This is a genomic window from Tenacibaculum profundicola, from assembly GCF_057220795.1.
Genome location: NZ_CM170137.1, coordinates 3,390,452 through 3,406,552, shown reverse-complemented (window position 1 = coordinate 3,406,552; position 16,101 = coordinate 3,390,452). Strand labels below are relative to the sequence as shown.

At 33.0% G+C, this 16,101-nt stretch carries 19 protein-coding genes; 13 read left to right on the top strand and 6 right to left on the bottom strand.

The annotated features are described in order from the left end of the window. Positions 1 to 32: 32 nt before the first annotated feature. Positions 33 to 1,829 carry a translation elongation factor 4 gene (gene lepA / locus AC2TDS_RS14255; RefSeq protein WP_484736246.1) on the bottom strand — a complete coding sequence of 599 codons (1,797 nt, stop codon included), beginning with the start codon at positions 1,827 to 1,829 and terminating at the stop codon, positions 33 to 35. A 326-nt stretch (positions 1,830 to 2,155) separates the two neighbouring features. On the opposite strand from lepA, the gene AC2TDS_RS14250 reads away from it, so the two are divergent. The 5 genes from AC2TDS_RS14250 to dusB all read left to right on the top strand — a co-directional run bounded on the left by AC2TDS_RS14250 (position 2,156) and on the right by dusB (position 5,875). Beyond that, on the top strand, positions 2,156 to 2,521 hold the full coding sequence (locus tag AC2TDS_RS14250; RefSeq protein WP_484736245.1) for a hypothetical protein: 366 nt from the start codon (positions 2,156 to 2,158) through the stop codon (positions 2,519 to 2,521). A 5-nt stretch (positions 2,522 to 2,526) separates the two neighbouring features. Next, positions 2,527 to 3,063, top strand: a complete 537-nt coding sequence (locus AC2TDS_RS14245; RefSeq protein WP_484736244.1) for a YceI family protein — start codon at positions 2,527 to 2,529, stop codon at positions 3,061 to 3,063. Then, complete coding sequence (locus AC2TDS_RS14240; RefSeq protein WP_484736243.1) at positions 3,041 to 3,430, top strand: hypothetical protein; 390 nt, start codon at positions 3,041 to 3,043, stop codon at positions 3,428 to 3,430. The genes AC2TDS_RS14245 and AC2TDS_RS14240 overlap by 23 nt, the downstream gene beginning before the upstream one ends. Next, on the top strand, positions 3,415 to 4,284 hold the full coding sequence (locus AC2TDS_RS14235) for a DUF5777 family beta-barrel protein (RefSeq protein ID WP_484736242.1): 870 nt from the start codon (positions 3,415 to 3,417) through the stop codon (positions 4,282 to 4,284). Before AC2TDS_RS14240 ends, AC2TDS_RS14235 begins: the two co-directional genes overlap by 16 nt. A 607-nt stretch (positions 4,285 to 4,891) precedes the next feature. Beyond that, entirely contained in the window at positions 4,892 to 5,875 is a 984-nt protein-coding gene (dusB, locus tag AC2TDS_RS14230; protein WP_484738961.1) for a tRNA dihydrouridine synthase DusB, read from the top strand. 34 nt (positions 5,876 to 5,909) lie between these two features. Here dusB and AC2TDS_RS14225 read toward each other — a convergent pair whose 3' ends face one another. The 5 genes from AC2TDS_RS14225 to AC2TDS_RS14205 form a co-directional block, all read right to left on the bottom strand. Continuing rightward, positions 5,910 to 7,115 carry an ABC transporter permease gene (locus AC2TDS_RS14225; RefSeq protein ID WP_484736241.1) on the bottom strand — a complete coding sequence of 402 codons (1,206 nt, stop codon included), beginning with the start codon at positions 7,113 to 7,115 and terminating at the stop codon, positions 5,910 to 5,912. Positions 7,116 to 7,175: 60 nt separating this feature from the next. After that, positions 7,176 to 7,571, bottom strand: coding sequence for a 30S ribosome-binding factor RbfA (gene rbfA / locus AC2TDS_RS14220; RefSeq protein ID WP_484736240.1), 396 nt, complete (start codon positions 7,569 to 7,571; stop codon positions 7,176 to 7,178). Between the two features lie 40 nt (positions 7,572 to 7,611). After that, complete coding sequence (locus AC2TDS_RS14215) at positions 7,612 to 8,259, bottom strand: response regulator transcription factor (protein ID WP_484738960.1); 648 nt, start codon at positions 8,257 to 8,259, stop codon at positions 7,612 to 7,614. A 50-nt stretch (positions 8,260 to 8,309) separates the two neighbouring features. Beyond that, positions 8,310 to 9,059 carry a sensor histidine kinase gene (locus AC2TDS_RS14210; RefSeq protein ID WP_484736239.1) on the bottom strand — a complete coding sequence of 250 codons (750 nt, stop codon included), beginning with the start codon at positions 9,057 to 9,059 and terminating at the stop codon, positions 8,310 to 8,312. 597 nt (positions 9,060 to 9,656) lie between these two features. Then, positions 9,657 to 10,328, bottom strand: a complete 672-nt coding sequence (locus AC2TDS_RS14205; RefSeq protein ID WP_484736238.1) for a hypothetical protein — start codon at positions 10,326 to 10,328, stop codon at positions 9,657 to 9,659. A gap of 471 nt (positions 10,329 to 10,799) precedes the next feature. Between AC2TDS_RS14205 and AC2TDS_RS14200 the strand changes: the two genes are divergently transcribed. The 8 genes from AC2TDS_RS14200 to truB all read left to right on the top strand — a co-directional run bounded on the left by AC2TDS_RS14200 (position 10,800) and on the right by truB (position 15,923). After that, positions 10,800 to 11,420 (top strand): DUF2589 domain-containing protein, encoded by a 621-nt coding sequence (locus tag AC2TDS_RS14200; protein WP_484736237.1) that lies wholly within the window; start codon positions 10,800 to 10,802, stop codon positions 11,418 to 11,420. A 70-nt stretch (positions 11,421 to 11,490) separates the two neighbouring features. Beyond that, on the top strand, positions 11,491 to 12,162 hold the full coding sequence (locus AC2TDS_RS14195; RefSeq protein WP_484736236.1) for a hypothetical protein: 672 nt from the start codon (positions 11,491 to 11,493) through the stop codon (positions 12,160 to 12,162). A 2-nt stretch (positions 12,163 to 12,164) separates the two neighbouring features. Further along, positions 12,165 to 12,710 carry a hypothetical protein gene (locus AC2TDS_RS14190; RefSeq protein WP_484736235.1) on the top strand — a complete coding sequence of 182 codons (546 nt, stop codon included), beginning with the start codon at positions 12,165 to 12,167 and terminating at the stop codon, positions 12,708 to 12,710. 29 nt (positions 12,711 to 12,739) lie between these two features. Beyond that, positions 12,740 to 13,138 (top strand): methylmalonyl-CoA epimerase, encoded by a 399-nt coding sequence (mce, locus tag AC2TDS_RS14185; RefSeq protein WP_484736234.1) that lies wholly within the window; start codon positions 12,740 to 12,742, stop codon positions 13,136 to 13,138. A gap of 114 nt (positions 13,139 to 13,252) precedes the next feature. Then, entirely contained in the window at positions 13,253 to 14,131 is an 879-nt protein-coding gene (locus tag AC2TDS_RS14180; protein WP_484736233.1) for a cell division protein FtsX, read from the top strand. Positions 14,132 to 14,189: 58 nt separating this feature from the next. Beyond that, positions 14,190 to 14,432, top strand: coding sequence for a DUF3098 domain-containing protein (locus AC2TDS_RS14175; protein WP_484736232.1), 243 nt, complete (start codon positions 14,190 to 14,192; stop codon positions 14,430 to 14,432). Between the two features lie 3 nt (positions 14,433 to 14,435). Further along, entirely contained in the window at positions 14,436 to 15,230 is a 795-nt protein-coding gene (locus AC2TDS_RS14170; RefSeq protein WP_484736231.1) for an undecaprenyl-diphosphate phosphatase, read from the top strand. Continuing rightward, positions 15,231 to 15,923 carry a tRNA pseudouridine(55) synthase TruB gene (gene truB, locus AC2TDS_RS14165; RefSeq protein ID WP_484736230.1) on the top strand — a complete coding sequence of 231 codons (693 nt, stop codon included), beginning with the start codon at positions 15,231 to 15,233 and terminating at the stop codon, positions 15,921 to 15,923. Positions 15,924 to 16,101: the final 178 nt, after the last annotated feature.

Genomic DNA, 16,101 nt, shown 5'->3' with positions numbered 1-16,101 from the left:
AGAGTTTATTATATAAATTATTACAATTCTGTTTAATCATTTAATTTAAGAACTGCCATAAACGCTTGCTGTGGTATTTCTACATTACCAACTTGACGCATACGTTTTTTTCCTTTCTTTTGCTTTTCTAAAAGCTTACGTTTACGAGATATATCACCTCCATAACATTTAGCTGTTACATCTTTACGCAATGCTTTCACGGTTTCACGAGCTATAATCTTCGCCCCTATGGCAGCTTGAATAGGAATATCAAATTGCTGACGTGGAATCAATTCTTTTAATTTTTCACAAATACGTTTTCCTATACCATAGGCATTATCAGCATGTAATAACGCTGAAAGTGCATCTACAATTTGACCATTTAAGAGCATATCAACTCGCACCAGTTTCGATTTTTTCATACCAATTGGATGGTAATCAAAAGAGGCATATCCCTTAGAAACTGTTTTTAAGCGGTCATAGAAATCAAATACAATTTCAGCTAACGGCATTTCAAAAATTAGCTCAACACGCTCTGGTGTTAAATACGTCTGATTTATAATTTGCCCTCGTTTTTCAATACATAAACCCATTACTTGTCCGACGAAATCGGATTTTGTAATGATTGCAGCTTTAATGAATGGCTCTTCTACTCTATCCAATTTAGATGGATCTGGCAAATCCGTTGGATTATTTACGATAATAATTTCGTCTACATATTTCTTTGTAAAGGCATGGTATGATACGTTAGGAACCGTTGTAATAACGGTCATATCAAACTCACGTTCTAAACGTTCTTGTATAATTTCCATGTGCAGCATTCCTAAAAAACCACAACGAAATCCAAATCCAAGTGCTGCAGAACTTTCTGGCTGAAAAACCAACGAAGCATCATTTAGCTGTAACTTCTCCATAGAGTTACGTAACTCCTCGTAATCTTCAGTATCAACAGGGTATATACCAGCAAAAACCATCGGTTTTACATCTTCAAAACCTTCAATATTTTTCGCCGTAGGGTTTTTAAAATCAGTAATTGTATCTCCTACTTTCACCTCTTTAGCCGCTTTAATACCTGTTATCAAGTACCCTACATCACCTGTTTTTATCTCTTCCTTTACAACTTGCTGTAATTTCAAAGTTCCTACTTCATCAGCACCATAGTCTTTTCCAGTTGCCATGAATTTAATTTGTTGGTTCTTTTTAATAGAACCATCCATTACCCTAAAATAGGTTTCAATTCCTCTATAAGAATTGTAAACACTATCAAAAATTAAAGCTTTCAACGGTGCATTTGGGTCACCAGAAGGTGCCGGTATTTTAGCTATAATGGCTTCTAATATCTTATCAACTCCAAAACCAGTTTTTCCACTAGCCGGTATTACATCCTCTGCATTACACCCAAGTAAATCAACAATATCATCTGTTACTTCTTCTGGACTTGCACTTGGTAAATCAACCTTATTTAATACTGGTATAATTTCTAAATCATTCTCTAAAGCCAAATACAAATTAGAAATTGTTTGTGCCTGGATACTTTGAGCAGCATCAACGATTAACAAAGCTCCTTCGCAAGCTGCAATTGAACGAGACACTTCATACGAAAAATCAACATGTCCTGGCGTATCTATTAAGTTCAAAATATAAGGCTCTCCATTGTGAATATAGTCCATCTGAATGGCATGAGATTTTATGGTAATACCACGCTCACGCTCTAAATCCATATTGTCTAATAATTGATCTTGCTTCTCCCGCTCAGTAACGGCTCCTGTAAAATCCAACAATCTATCCGCCAATGTACTTTTCCCATGGTCAATATGCGCAATGATGCAAAAATTTCTAATGTTTTTCATGTACCTAATTCTATCTACTGATGACCGACAAAGATACGTTATTTAAAGCCGTAAGCAAATAAAAAGTAAGGCTTAGATATAAAAAAAAGAAACCATCTTCTTCATTTACCTAAACGAAATAATATTCGATATTTCAACACAAAAAAAGTCCCGTTTAGACCATATTTTTCCCTTTTATCTAGCTTTTATACCCTTTTAACGAGTTTAACAATATATAAATCCACAATTATTCCTTACTTTACCTGAACAAACCTAAAAATAACAAATAAAAAAGTAAGAAAATCGCAATAAAAGCGACTTTTACATAACACAAAAACAACAATTCAATGAAAACGTTAACAAAAACAACCGTGCTTTTAGCCTTAAGTCTATTTTTTTACCAATGTTCATCATCGGAAATAGACGATACTAGCGACCCAACCCCACCACCAACATCTTCAAAAACAACCTATGATCAAGATGTGAAAACATTGATCAATAATAGTTGCACAGCATCTGCTTGTCATGATTCAGTTGACCCAAAGGAAGGACTACCTTTAACAAATTACACTGAGGTAAAAAACGCGGCTGAAAACGGCAATCTTATTGCGCGAATTAATAGCAGCTCTAACCCTATGCCACCATCGGGTCAAAATAGTTCAATTATTTCTATTATAGAAAAATGGAAAAATGACGGTTACCTTGAAAATTAATACCAATGAAATTCACTTTATTTCTATTACTAATTTCTCAAATAGTCTTTTCTCAAAAACTATACACAAGAACTGGTACAACGGAGTTCAAAGCATCAATAGATGCTTTTGAACCTGTTGAAGCTATCAATAAGAGTACTTCTGTTATCTTAACAAAAAACGGAAATATTGCTTCTCAACTTTTTATTAGTGCCTTTCATTTTAAAGTAGCATTAATGCAAGAACACTTTAATGAAAACTATATGGATTCCAACCAGTACCCAAAAGCAATCTTCAGAGGAAAAATAAATAACTTTGATCTAGCAAACATTGGTAATGAAAACAATTTTAACATCAATGGAGACCTTACAATCAAAGGCGTTACAAAACAAATTTCATTTCCCATAAAAATACTCAAAACGAAAGATAACAAGCTAGAAGTGACAGGTGATTTTTCCGTAAATCCGAGTGATTTTCAAATCAAAATCCCTAATATTGTGAGAAATAAAATCGCTGATCAGATTGTGATTAGTATTCATTATGAACTCTTTGAAAAAAAATAAATGGTTATTATTGGTACTTGCCATACTGCTGCTGTTGGTTGGTGTCGCCAATATTTACAAACAGATTTATAAACCTCATCAAACTACTGAGGAAAAGGATGCTCTTTATACGGGAGGCTCTGAGAATTTCATCATTGAACTTCAAAAAGACCCAAATAACTGGAACCATAAAACAGTGGTATTAAACGGTATGATTACAGACATTGTAACGGGTGGACTAATTATAGATGGCTTTATTTTCTGTCAATTGAGAGGAGATATTATGATCACCCAAAATAAAAATGAACAAATAACTATTAAAGGGGTTGTAATTGGCTATGATGACCTCCTTAATGAATTAAAACTTAACCAATGTATTTTACAGTAACCCTTTTAAAAAAAGCAACGGTTCTTTTACTATTACTAAAAGCATCATCACTTACGCTATTTGCTCAAGATGATTTATTAAAAGAACTAGACAGTATTACAACCGAACACCTGTATGAATTACCTGCCTTTAAAACTTTAAAAATTGGCAATTTACAATCAACTAAAATTGCTGATAAAGGTGATTTGTACCTATTTGTCTCACATCGATTTGGCCCTCTTAAAGACGGATTCGATACGTTTTTAGGTCTCGATAATGCAAATACTAAAATTGAGTTACTCTACAGTTTTTGGAAAGGTGTTCAATTTAGTTTAAGTAGGGAATCTTTTGATAAGACATATACGTTTGCTACCAAATTTGGAATTACCCAACAATCATTAAAGTTCCCTATAAACCTAGTTGGTTTTGCTTCCATCAACAGAAATACTTTAATTAATAAAACTACCTTTCCGGAATTAAAAGATTCAGACAGGTATAGTTATGCACTGCAATTACTAGCTTCTAGAAGAATGTCTAAGAATTTTTCTATTGAACTAGCCCCTACTTTTATACGTGAAAATTTACAAAATCTCAACAACACCATCACACCCAATAACAATCAATTTGCCATAGGCATAGGAGGCAGATATAAGTTAAGTAAAAGAGTAAGTTTAAATGCCGAATATGCACACAATTTTAATCGTCATAAAAACTCAAAATTTACAGACCCATATACTTTTGGGGTTGATATTGAAACAGGAGGACATGTATTTCAACTCTTATTTACCAACTCCCAATCTGCCAATGAACCAGGATATATCAGTAAAACAGAAGGAGATATTGCTTTCGGATTCAATATTGTCAGGGTGTTTTAAAAACAAATATACTTAGGCAGTTACCATTATTTACCTTAGGACGTGATAGTAATTCACGAAACTCCTTTTAATATCAAGTCGAGCACAGTTCTCGACTGTTATTGATAATTTTAGTAAACATAACCTATCGAATACACTTCCACAGATACTCTAGTTTATTAACTAAAAAATGATTTGCATAGAGCTTGTACCAGTTATTGTTTGAATTTACTGTAAAAGAAAATGAGTCTTTTTTCTTTTTATAAGATAGAAAAATCAATAATAGCAGTAGCTATAATTTCTTGTTATACCGAAATAGAAAGGGAAAAAGACGTTTTATTGCGGTAAATTCAAATGGTAAATAGTATTACATTCTTATATGATGTTAATTTACCACTCGCATTGGTTTACTATAAACACCATCTATAGAAAAACAAAAGCACGAGTGAAAAAATGATTGAATCATATATTCAAAAAAAAGTATCAACGACCGTTATTTTATTAAATCTGCCACTATTCTTCAATTATTTACATTAATTTTTGTTTAAAATCCGATACACTTACTTTCCTATAAGAAACCTTTTTTGTAGCTAAAAAATAAAGCCTAAATTTGCCAAAATTTTTAGGTTTGGTTAAGATTGATAAAATACAGCTCCCAGATTTCCCTTTGCTGCTAGCTCCAATGGAAGATGTAAGCGATCCTCCTTTCAGAGCTTTATGCAAAGAGAATGGTGCTGATATGGTGTATACAGAGTTTATTTCTTCAGAAGGTTTGATTCGTGATGCTGCGAAGAGCGTTATGAAATTAGATATTTATGAGAAAGAAAGACCTGTAGGGATTCAAATTTTTGGAGCGAATTTAGACTCTATGTTACGTTCGGTTGAAATCGTAGAAAAAACCAAGCCTGATGTTATTGATATTAATTTTGGTTGCCCTGTAAAAAAAGTAGTTTCTAAAGGAGCTGGTGCTGGGATACTAAAAGATATTGATTTAATGGTAAAGCTTACTGAAGCAATGGTAAAACATACGAGCTTACCGATTACCGTAAAAACTCGTTTAGGTTGGGATCACGATTCTATCCGGATAGTAGAAGTTGCTGAACGACTGCAGGATGTTGGTTGTAAAGCGATTTCAATTCACGGTCGTACACGAGCACAAATGTATAAGGGGAATGCAGATTGGGCACCTATAGCCGAGGTAAAGAATAACCCCAGAATGCATATACCTGTTTTTGGTAACGGTGATGTTGATTCTCCTGAAAGAGCGCTAGAAATGCGCGACAAGTATGGATTGGATGGATGCATGATAGGTAGAGCCTCTATAGGTTACCCTTGGTTTTTCAATGAGGTTAAGCATTATTTCAAAACAGGAGAACACTTACCAAAACCAACCATTACTGAACGTGCTGAAATGGCTCGTCGTCACTTAGAAATGGCCATTGATTGGAAAGGTGAACATTTGGGTGTTGTTGAAACAAGAAGACATTACACCAATTATTTTAAAGGAATCCCTCATTTTAAGGAATACCGTTTAAAAATGGTTACTAGTGATGACCCAAAAGATGTTTTTGAAACGTTTGAATTCGTTAAAGAAAAATTCGGGAATCTTTAACTGAGACAAAGCTGTTCTGAACAAACCTTTTACGCTATTTATTTATAAAATTTTCGGAAATTCTAGAACTTGCAATCTTTGCGGAAAGATAGCCAAGTACACTAATAGTTGCAAAAACCACCCATACATTAAACCACCTAAACTCAACTGGATAAGGCAAGTTGTACGTGATCATAAATATACCATAATGGAGCTGTAACAATACCAATACTATACCGAGCACTAATCCAATCACCATTCCAATGATCACCAATAAAAACCCTTGATAAATAAAAACTCCCTTAATTTCCTTAAGCCCTGCACCCAGATTTAGCAATGTCTTTAGGTTCTTTCTTTTATCAATAATCATCATTATTATAGATCCTATTACATTAAATAAGGCAATGATTATTATTAATGTAAAAATGAGGTATGAAATAAAATTTTCAGTATTCACAACCTTATAATACAGTGCATTTAACTCCTTCTTCGTTTTCACAACATACTCATCTCCTAAACTATGTTGCAACTCATCTCTAAGCTCATCATTATCGAAAGACTTTTTTGATTTTATTTCAATACCAGTAACTGTATTCTGATCGTAATTCAACAATTCTCTAGCTAGTGCTATATTGGTAAAAACATATTTATTTTGAAATTCTTCTGATCCAGTATAAATACCAACAATTTGTGTATCCACCGAGTTAAAGGCTTTCTTAAAACTCCTGATAAATCTTGTTCCCGGTTTTGGAACAAAAACCTGCAACATTTCACCAAAGTTATAGGCACTAAGTGATAGTTTATACGAAATTCCATAACCAATAACAGCAGTGTTTTTATATTCTTTATCCAGCCAGACCCCAACATTCAAAGCACTATCTATAGGAACAATTTGATTATAATACTCATCTACCCCCTTAATATAAGCAATATGGTTTTTATCTTTATATTTTAATGAAACCCGTTCTTCAATTACTTTCGAAAAAGCTTTTACTCCTTTATTTTCAGCAATAATTTCTTCCACCTTATCGGTAAACAAAAAGGTTTTTCCTTTGGCTGCAGTTATCCTTATGGGAGGATCTGAGGCCCTGAGTAAGGAATCACTAAAGTTACGTAAGCCAGAGAAACCTGATAAGACAACAAACAAAGCCATGGTTCCTACAACAACTCCGAATGTTGCAATAAACGTAATTATGTTTATTGCATTAGTACCACTTTTTGAAAACAAATACCTTTTGGCTATGTATAAAGGAAAGTTCAATAGATCATTTAGAATTTATTCAATTCAAAAATAGGTGTTTTTTTATACCTCCGCAACCTACTAACGTTTTTGACGTTTTGGAAGAATATCCGGGTTTTTAATAGGGTTACCATCTTTCCCTTTCAACGAATTGTCTATTTCCTCTATATAGTCTAAACTATCATCTCCAAAAAACAACAACTCAGGCATCCTTCTTAATTGATTTCTAGTACGTTGCGCTAATTCATGGCGAATTAACGGTGTATTTGATTTTACTCCCTCAATAATTTCATCCCTTTTTTCAGAAGGAAATACACTCAAGTATATTTTTGCCACACCTAAGTCTGCCGTTACCGATACTTTCGATACAGATATTATGACCCCTCTCATCCCATCTTGAGCGGCTCGTTGCAAAACGTCTACCAAATCCTGTTGCAGTACGCCAGCAATTTTACGCTGTCTATTCGTTTCTTCCATACTGCAAATTTACGGATTATTTTCTTCTTGATGTCAGGTTTTAAGGAGTATAAATTTTGTTTTTTATAGCATACATCACCAATCCTACCCTATTTCTAACATCTAATTTTGTGAATAAAGTATCTCTATAGCCATCAATTGTTTTGGGACTTAAAAACATTTTTTCAGCAATTTCCTTGTATGTCAACTCAGAACAAGCCAGTCTCATAAAAGTTAGTTCATTATCTTTAAACTGAATAGTTGCTCTTCCGTTTTTACCTGAAACAGAATCTAGCAATAAATTAGTCACTTCTTTTGTGTGGAAAAAACCATTTTCCAACAATTCTAGCAATGCTTTTTCCAATATTTCCTTTTGAGCATCTTTCAACAAATACCCTACCGCTCCGGCTTTTAACATTTTTAAAATGGTAACATCTGCATCTTCTACTGATAAGGCTAAAACATGAACTTTGGGATAATTTTCTACAATCCATTGCGTTGTTTCTATGCCATTCATAACGGGCATATTCACATCCACAAGTACTATATCTGGTACATTTTTAGGTGAACCTAAAAATTTCCCTGATAATTCCTTTCCGTTTTTACAGGTGTATAGAACTTTAAATTTATCAAAGGTATTTACCATACCTTCAATTGCTTGCGACAACAACGTATGGTCGTCTACAACAACTACTGAATATTTCATAATATAGTAAGGTTAGATTACATTACACTTTATATTTGCATTCTGGGGAAAGTTTAAAGATAATACTTTATTATTAAAGTTGTGCCTTTTTGAGATTCCGATTTTAACATTATTTTAGCATTTACCAGCTTTATTCTCGCTTTTATATTTTGCAGACCAATGCCTTTTACGGGTATTTTATCTACTTCAAAACCTATACCATTATCCCTTGCAACAATTTCTAAAACACCTTCTTCAAACTTCAAAAACACCTCTAAATCAGTAGCTTTAGAATGTTTTATAGTATTAGAAAAGAACTCCTGTAACACTCTAAAAATGATAATTCCATGCTTTTGATTTATCTCTTTCTCCTCTCCTAAAACAGTTAAACTTGCATTAATATAATTCAACCTATTAAACCGTTCAACTTCCAGTTTTACGGCCTCCATAAACTTAATATTGTTAATAAACTCAGGATTTATTGATCTTGATAAGGCCCGTATTTCGGCAAGACTCTTCGCTATTGTTTCTGTGACATCCTCTAAATTATCCGCAGAAACTTGTTGTAATTGTATTTTGGCTAAGGCAAGAAGTTGCCCTATATTATCGTGTAACTCCCAGCTTATATTTCGCAATGTTTCCTCTCGTATCTCTATTTGTGTTTCAGCAAGTTCTTTTTCAAAATTCTTTTTAATCTCTTCCCGTTCTAATAACAATTTGTTTTTACGACGTTGAAATACCGTAAATAAGATTACAAGAAAAACAACTATAATTACAATAATTACAGTTGTTACAATCAGTACTTCTCCTCCTTCTTGCTGCATATTAAGCCATATATAATTATGAGGTTCATAAATATAATCAATATATTTAACACAAAAAACAAACCTCTTGTTTTCATGTAATTAAGCATACTAAAAAACGGTACGGAAGGTAGATAAAACACTAAAAACCCAACTGATACCCAAAAAGGTAATAATTTCTTATAATTTAAAATTCTATCAGAAATTAATAATTCTCTGAGATAAACAAAAACATAAATACTAGTATTAAATGACCCGATAATAATTAAATAGCTTATAGAAATATAACTACCAATGAATAATACAATACCTGTATTAAAAAAGACACTCAACGCGACGATTAACCTAACCTTCCATTTTAACTTTAGCACCACAAAATAGAAGGTAGAAATTAAATTAAAAAGCAAAAAACTATAAATAAGGTATAAATTAGATCCCGACTTCCCTATTTTAACGTTATAGTACCCCAAGAATTCAACCACAGCTGTCACGCCTAAAATAGAGAGAAGGATATAATAATATTGTATTTTATACTTATTCAAATAAGAAAAGCTGAACAAAGCAGTAACTACTTGAACGAAAAGAGAAAGGAGAATAAGTTCATTTTGCATAAAATAATTAATTATATGGAGGTGTAATATTTCCAAAATTACCAGCACCACTAGTATCGCTAAAACCATCATCGGAAATCAAAGACTTCGCAACAGTTTGCTTTTCTAGCAATTGTGAACTATAGTTATTGTTTTTTCTTTTTTCTTGCGCATACTTTTCTGCGGTATCATAAATCCAATTATACCCATACTTTTCAAGCATTTCCTTAAAGGTTACCACCTTACCTTGTTTAGCAGATTGCACAGGGTCAAATAGCACCTCATTTCCGTCAACAAGAGTACTTGGCATATATATTAAACTAGTATATTGTTTTCCATCTATATCCTGAGCTTTTACCCCAGCAATAAAGCTTATTCCTGATATTCGAATATGTGTCTTTTTACTCAAATTTTCAATATGCCCTAAATACTTCTTAAATTGATTAAAATCAAAGGTGTTTATTCGAGTATCTTCATGGCCCAACGCTCTTTCCATCGGTTCTATTCTTGTAGTATCATAACTTTTTAGCATTTCAATAATCTCTGAGTAGCTCAACATCTCTTTTGTTCTTCCTTCATCCTTATAACAAAAAACACCTTGATCACCTCCTTGCTCTAGACACTCTTTACACGCATTTTTCTTATTAAATAAACCCATTAACTGATCTATAAACTTGTTTAAAAAATTATTTTTTTTCATGATAGTTGGCTTTTATTTCGTTCAAATATACATTCTTGTTCTTTGTAAAAACAAATCATTTTTAGCCTTACCATAGCAAATCAAGGACTTACGTTTAATTAACAGGGAAAACACCCTAAAACCAATAGTACTTAACCTCAGAAATTATACAGTCTTCTACTCTTGTTTTAAAAAATCAAGCATTAAACAAAAAAATACTTCGTCGTAACCTCCCCAAAATGAAGAATAGAACACAAAACAACCTCTATTCTTCTTCGCAAATATATACCTCCATTATGCCCCCTCTAAACCACGCTGCGCCTCACAGGTAAAACACTACCAAAAACTACAGTATATCACACTGATATACTAGCCAATACACTAGCCAACAGATCAATTGTTTATCTCAATTTTGTCATTAGTTATTTCAAATCACAAAGGGCGTAAACCGAAAAGCCTTAAAAGAGTAGGTACCAAAAAAAACATAATAATATGCCTAATTTAGTTCCAGAGTTAAACAGTTTAGACTTCAATGTATATATTGGAGGCCCATTACAAGCAGCTATACAAGCACAAACCGCCGCATCTATGTCAACCGTAAACTTTATTAAAGAAGTTGGTTTTGAAGATGATGGAGACCCAGCAACCGTAGATTCACTTCGCTACGTAGATTTTCAATACAAAAAATCGGTACCAAATCCACACTTAGGAAAAACCGCTCAACAGCTATCTGATGAAGGTCTTCCAGCCTCTACTGACACCACCAATACATTTTTAGAAAATGAAGTAGAAATAAAGGTGCCATTTTTAACCATGCTAACCATTCCTTCGATCCGTATTGACGAAGTTAATATTGATTTCAATGCTAGATTGAGCTCAACAGAAACACGTAATATCTCTTCGGAGTTTGCCGCAAGCGCAGAGCTAGGGATAAACTATAAAATGGTAAACTTTAAAGCCTCTGCCTCTTATAAAAGAAACACCTCACAAGGTGTGAAAGTTGACAAAACTTACAATTTAGGAGTTAAAGTAAAAGCCGTTAATGATGAGCTTCCTGAAGGGTTAAGTAGAATATTAGACATGCTTGAAGACAGCATCGCTGCTATTGCTTAATTTATAAATAACTAAAGAGGTTACCACTGAATTAGCTCCAGTGTAACCTCTTTCAAAATAACAAACTATTATGGTAAACTTACATGAATATCTAGGTGGTATTGCCACAAGTATCTCTGAAGCACGACTGATGTCTGACCTAAAATCATTAGAGATTGCAGAAAAATTTTCAAAACACGAATTATTAAAACATTTTTCAATACCAAGGTTCAAAGCACAAAACGTAGAATTAACAATACCTGTTGCGATAGCAGAAGTTGAAAAGAATTACGAGAAAGACTATGAACCTATTAATAATATAGAATTTAACTCACAAGCCTATAATATTTTAAAAGACATTTCAAAAACAAGTGCTTTCAGTAGAAAAATTTCAAATACAATTCGTTCATTTATTGCTGAGGAAACAGACTTATTAGAGAAAAACATCAAAGCATCAGAACATAAAGACCAATCTTTACAACAATTTTCAGAAAGAGTTACTGAAAGATTCATTGCTATATTTAATCAAAAAATTGATTTTAAACTACTAACACTCCATTTGTTTTCAGAACTGAAGCCTCTAATCAAAGAAAAGGCACTCATACAACAAAATACTAAAGTAATTGTGGAAGCCCATAAGCTACAGGAAATAAGGCCAGAAAATATGGTGCAAATTAAAATGACTTTGAATGAAGAGGGTTTAGAATGGTATACTTCTGAAAATAACGACGGAGAAAGAGAATCAAAATTATTACCTGAGTAAACATGAGAAAATCTGTTACTAAAATCACTAACAATTTACAAGAGCAATTATCAGAAATCCATTCTATTGTTAATCAGATAGAAAAAAAGAGTTCGCAAAGCATACGAAATTTCGGGACCTGGTTACTGGCTACGGAGCAAGTATACCAAGAACTCAACTTACCTGAAGCTTCAAAGTTTTCTGTTAAAAGAAGTGAACTCTCTTCTTTTATTCCCTCAAGCAATGGAAATAAGAGAAAAGAACACCTTCAACTGGCTGCTTCGCTTTTAACACAAGCACAACAAGACCTATGGGAAACTTATTCATTATATACTAAAAAGATTGAAAATGCTACCACGGGCATACAACAACTGTTGGGGCTGATTTACCAAACAAAAGAATTTAAATATGATCCTAATGAGGATTTTACACTTTTCTTAAATCAAATTTGGAGTTTCTGCTGCAACCACGAACAATTAAGAGCTATTACTATTCAGATCTCCTCAGAAATAAACAGATCAGATATAATGATGATATTGGCAGACAAAATAGCTTTAGAAAACCTATAATAATACGGTATATTTTATATTTTTACCCTATGAATAAAATAGAACACATAGGGATTGCTGTGAAAGATTTAGAGAAATCTAATCAGCTATTTACTTCTCTTTTGGGAGTACCACATTATAAAACCGAAACAGTAGAAAGCGAAGGAGTAAAAACTTCATTTTTTAAAACAGGTCCAAACAAAATTGAACTGTTAGAAGCAACTAAACCCGATAGCCCTATTGCAAAATTCATTGAGAAAAAAGGGGAAGGCATTCATCATATTGCCTTTGATGTAGACAATATTGAACAAGAAATTAAACGTTTGCAAAAAGAAGGATTTACCGTTTTAAATGAAACCCCTAAGAAGGGAGCTGACAATAAATTGGTTGCTTTTTTACACCCTAAAACAACCAATGGTGTACTCATAGAGCTTTGCCAAGAGATTTAGAAAGAAATAAACGTCTATTGAAAAATATGCAGTAATAAACAACAGCTGACAATTGATAATTGATTACTGGCAACTATTTATTATCTTGCGGCGTTAAATACAGCTTGTAAAAAAATGACTACATCTTTTGATTCTTTTCAAAAACGACGCTTGCAATCTTCTTACGTTTCTGTGGTAGTAAGTATTTCACTGGTTCTTTTTATGATGGGGATTCTCGGTTTGATCTTACTAAAATCAAACAAAGTAGCGAATCATTTTAAAGAAAAGGTAGTGATGACCCTTTTTTTAAAAGATAACTTATCAAAGAAACAATTAGAACAATTTAAAGCTAGTATACAAAAAGAGAATCACACAAAACGACTTTTCTATATAACCAAAACAGCAGCAGCCAAAACTTATAAAAAAGATTTAGGCGAAGATTTTTTACAATTCTTAGGAGACAATCCTTTAAAAAATGGTTTAGACATCTACTTAAACGCTGATTATGTTACTCCGGAAAAAATGGCTGCAATTGAGAAAAAATATGAAAAAAACAATTTTGTGGCAGATGTTCACTACGATAAATCTTTGGTTCAATTATTAACAAAAAACATTCAACGAATCAGTTTTTGGCTATTAGTGCTAAGTGGCTTTTTTGGGTTGGTAGCTATCATTTTAATAAATAGCTCTATCAGACTAGCGATCTATTCTAAACGTTTTAATATAAAAACAATGCAAATGGTAGGCGCTACCAAGCACTTTATAAGAAGACCTTTTATTTGGCAGAGTATTAAACTTGGATTGTTAGGAGCTGTAATTGCCTTAGTTGGCTTATTTATATTAATTTATTATGTCGATAAGTACATCCCGACTATTGAATTGATCAGAGATTACATTTCTTTAATTTATGTTGTTTGTGGTGTATTTTTAATAGCTTTTGTTATTACTTGGATAAGCACCTTTTTTGCTACCCAACGTTTTTTAAACCTTCAAACAAACGATTTATATTATTAAAAACAATAAGCTTTGATGTATCCTAATTTTATCAATAGCATATAAAACCTTACTATCAATGAAAAACGATAAGAAAACGAAACAAGAATTTTTATTTGGTAAACGAAATTATTTGATCATGCTTATTGGGCTAGCTATAATTGCTCTTGGTTTTATCTTAATGGCAGGCGGCGGCAGTGACGATCCTGCAATTTTTAATCCAGATATATATAGTTGGCGTCGAATTCGTTTAGCACCTGCATTAGTAATTATTGGACTTGGGATAGAAATTTATGCTATTTTAGCAAATCCAAAAAAATAAAACATGGACTTATTAGAGGCTATTATACTTGGAATTATTCAGGGTTTAACTGAATTTTTACCCGTATCATCGAGTGGTCATTTAGAGTTAGCAAAGGCATTATTTGGAGATACTTCGGTACCTGAAGAAAGTCTAACGTTTACCGTGGTGCTTCATGCTGCCACAGCGCTAAGTACAGTGATCTATTTTAGAAAAGAAATTGTTCAAATACTCAAAGGGCTTTTTCAATTCACTTGGAATGAAGAAATGCAATTTTCAGTAAAAATTATTCTTTCAATGCTTCCTGCCGTTGTTATTGGACTTCTCTTTGAAAAACAGCTAGAGAGTTTTTTTGGAGGCAGAATATTATTTGTTGGTTGTATGCTTTTAGTTACAGCCCTATTATTATTATTGGCTGATAAGGCAAAAAACACTCATAAAAGTGTATCATTCTCAAGCGCAGTTCTTATTGGTATTTCACAAGCCATAGCCATGTTACCAGGTATATCACGTTCAGGAGCTACAATTTCAACTTCTGTTTTACTAGGTGTTGATCGAACCAAAGCGGCACGTTTTTCTTTTTTAATGGTCGTTCCTTTAATATTTGGTAAAGTAGCGAAAGACCTATTAGGAGGAGAGATTAGCTTCCAAAATACTGAGATAATTCCATTATCGGCTGGTTTTGTAGCGGCTTTTATTGCTGGCTTATTAGCGTGTAACTGGATGATTACTCTAGTGAAAAAAAGTAAATTATCATACTTTTCAATGTATTGTGCTATCGTAGGTTTAATTGCCATAGGGTATTCTTTATTTTCTTAAATGACAGCTGAAGATTTTAAAAACGGACAGGTTTTACTAATTGATAAACCTTTAGAATGGACTTCCTTCCAAGTGGTTAATAAACTTCGTTGGAACATTCGTAAACAATTTAATATTAAAAAAATTAAAGTGGGTCATGCTGGTACTTTAGATCCCTTGGCTACTGGGTTGCTAATTATTTGTACAGGAAAACAAACGAAAAGTATAGACACATATCAAGGCCAAATAAAAGAATATACTGGAACTTTTGTTTTAGGAGCTACCACTCCAAGTTATGATTTAGAAACAGGCATAGACAATACCTACCCAATTGATCATATCACAGAAGAATTAATACACACATCAGCAACGCGATTTATTGGTAAAATACAACAAAAACCCCCAATCTTTTCAGCTATTAAAAAAGATGGAAAAAGATTGTATGAATTGGCCAGAGCAGGTAAAACCACAGAAATAAAGTCTAGAGAAATAGAAATTACTGAGTTTGAAATTACTAAAATTACGTTGCCAGAAGTTCATTTTAGGGTTGTTTGCAGCAAAGGAACCTACATCAGGTCCTTAGCGCATGACTTCGGCGTGTCATTAACATCAGGAGCTCATTTATCTTCTTTAAGACGCACCAAAATTGGAAATTATTCTGTAGACAACGCCCAAAGTATTGATGGATTTATCAACGCTTTAACAAACGAATAAGTTCGTTATACTTTTCATCTTACAGAAGCCTTTGACGTAGTTCCCTCTAATCATGTCTTTCTATTTATTATACTAATTCTTAGGTAAAGTTACCCAACAACATCCTTGGCACCATGTTTTTCTTTTACCTATGGATGCGTTTTCACCATAAACAGTTACGATCGATAAATTAATCTCT

Coding starts and splice junctions, on each gene's coding strand:
- lepA (WP_484736246.1), bottom strand. CDS start 1,829: ATGAAAAACATTAGAAATTTTTGCATCATTGCGCATATTGACCATGGG.
- AC2TDS_RS14250 (WP_484736245.1), top strand. CDS start 2,156: ATGAAAACGTTAACAAAAACAACCGTGCTTTTAGCCTTAAGTCTATTT.
- AC2TDS_RS14245 (WP_484736244.1), top strand. CDS start 2,527: ATGAAATTCACTTTATTTCTATTACTAATTTCTCAAATAGTCTTTTCT.
- AC2TDS_RS14240 (WP_484736243.1), top strand. CDS start 3,041: ATGAACTCTTTGAAAAAAAATAAATGGTTATTATTGGTACTTGCCATA.
- AC2TDS_RS14235 (WP_484736242.1), top strand. CDS start 3,415: ATGTATTTTACAGTAACCCTTTTAAAAAAAGCAACGGTTCTTTTACTA.
- rbfA (WP_484736240.1), bottom strand. CDS start 7,571: ATGGAAGAAACGAATAGACAGCGTAAAATTGCTGGCGTACTGCAACAG.
- AC2TDS_RS14210 (WP_484736239.1), bottom strand. CDS start 9,059: ATGCAGCAAGAAGGAGGAGAAGTACTGATTGTAACAACTGTAATTATT.
- AC2TDS_RS14205 (WP_484736238.1), bottom strand. CDS start 10,328: ATGAAAAAAAATAATTTTTTAAACAAGTTTATAGATCAGTTAATGGGT.
- AC2TDS_RS14200 (WP_484736237.1), top strand. CDS start 10,800: ATGCCTAATTTAGTTCCAGAGTTAAACAGTTTAGACTTCAATGTATAT.
- AC2TDS_RS14195 (WP_484736236.1), top strand. CDS start 11,491: ATGGTAAACTTACATGAATATCTAGGTGGTATTGCCACAAGTATCTCT.
- AC2TDS_RS14190 (WP_484736235.1), top strand. CDS start 12,165: ATGAGAAAATCTGTTACTAAAATCACTAACAATTTACAAGAGCAATTA.
- mce (WP_484736234.1), top strand. CDS start 12,740: ATGAATAAAATAGAACACATAGGGATTGCTGTGAAAGATTTAGAGAAA.
- AC2TDS_RS14180 (WP_484736233.1), top strand. CDS start 13,253: ATGACTACATCTTTTGATTCTTTTCAAAAACGACGCTTGCAATCTTCT.
- AC2TDS_RS14175 (WP_484736232.1), top strand. CDS start 14,190: ATGAAAAACGATAAGAAAACGAAACAAGAATTTTTATTTGGTAAACGA.
- AC2TDS_RS14170 (WP_484736231.1), top strand. CDS start 14,436: ATGGACTTATTAGAGGCTATTATACTTGGAATTATTCAGGGTTTAACT.
- truB (WP_484736230.1), top strand. CDS start 15,231: ATGACAGCTGAAGATTTTAAAAACGGACAGGTTTTACTAATTGATAAA.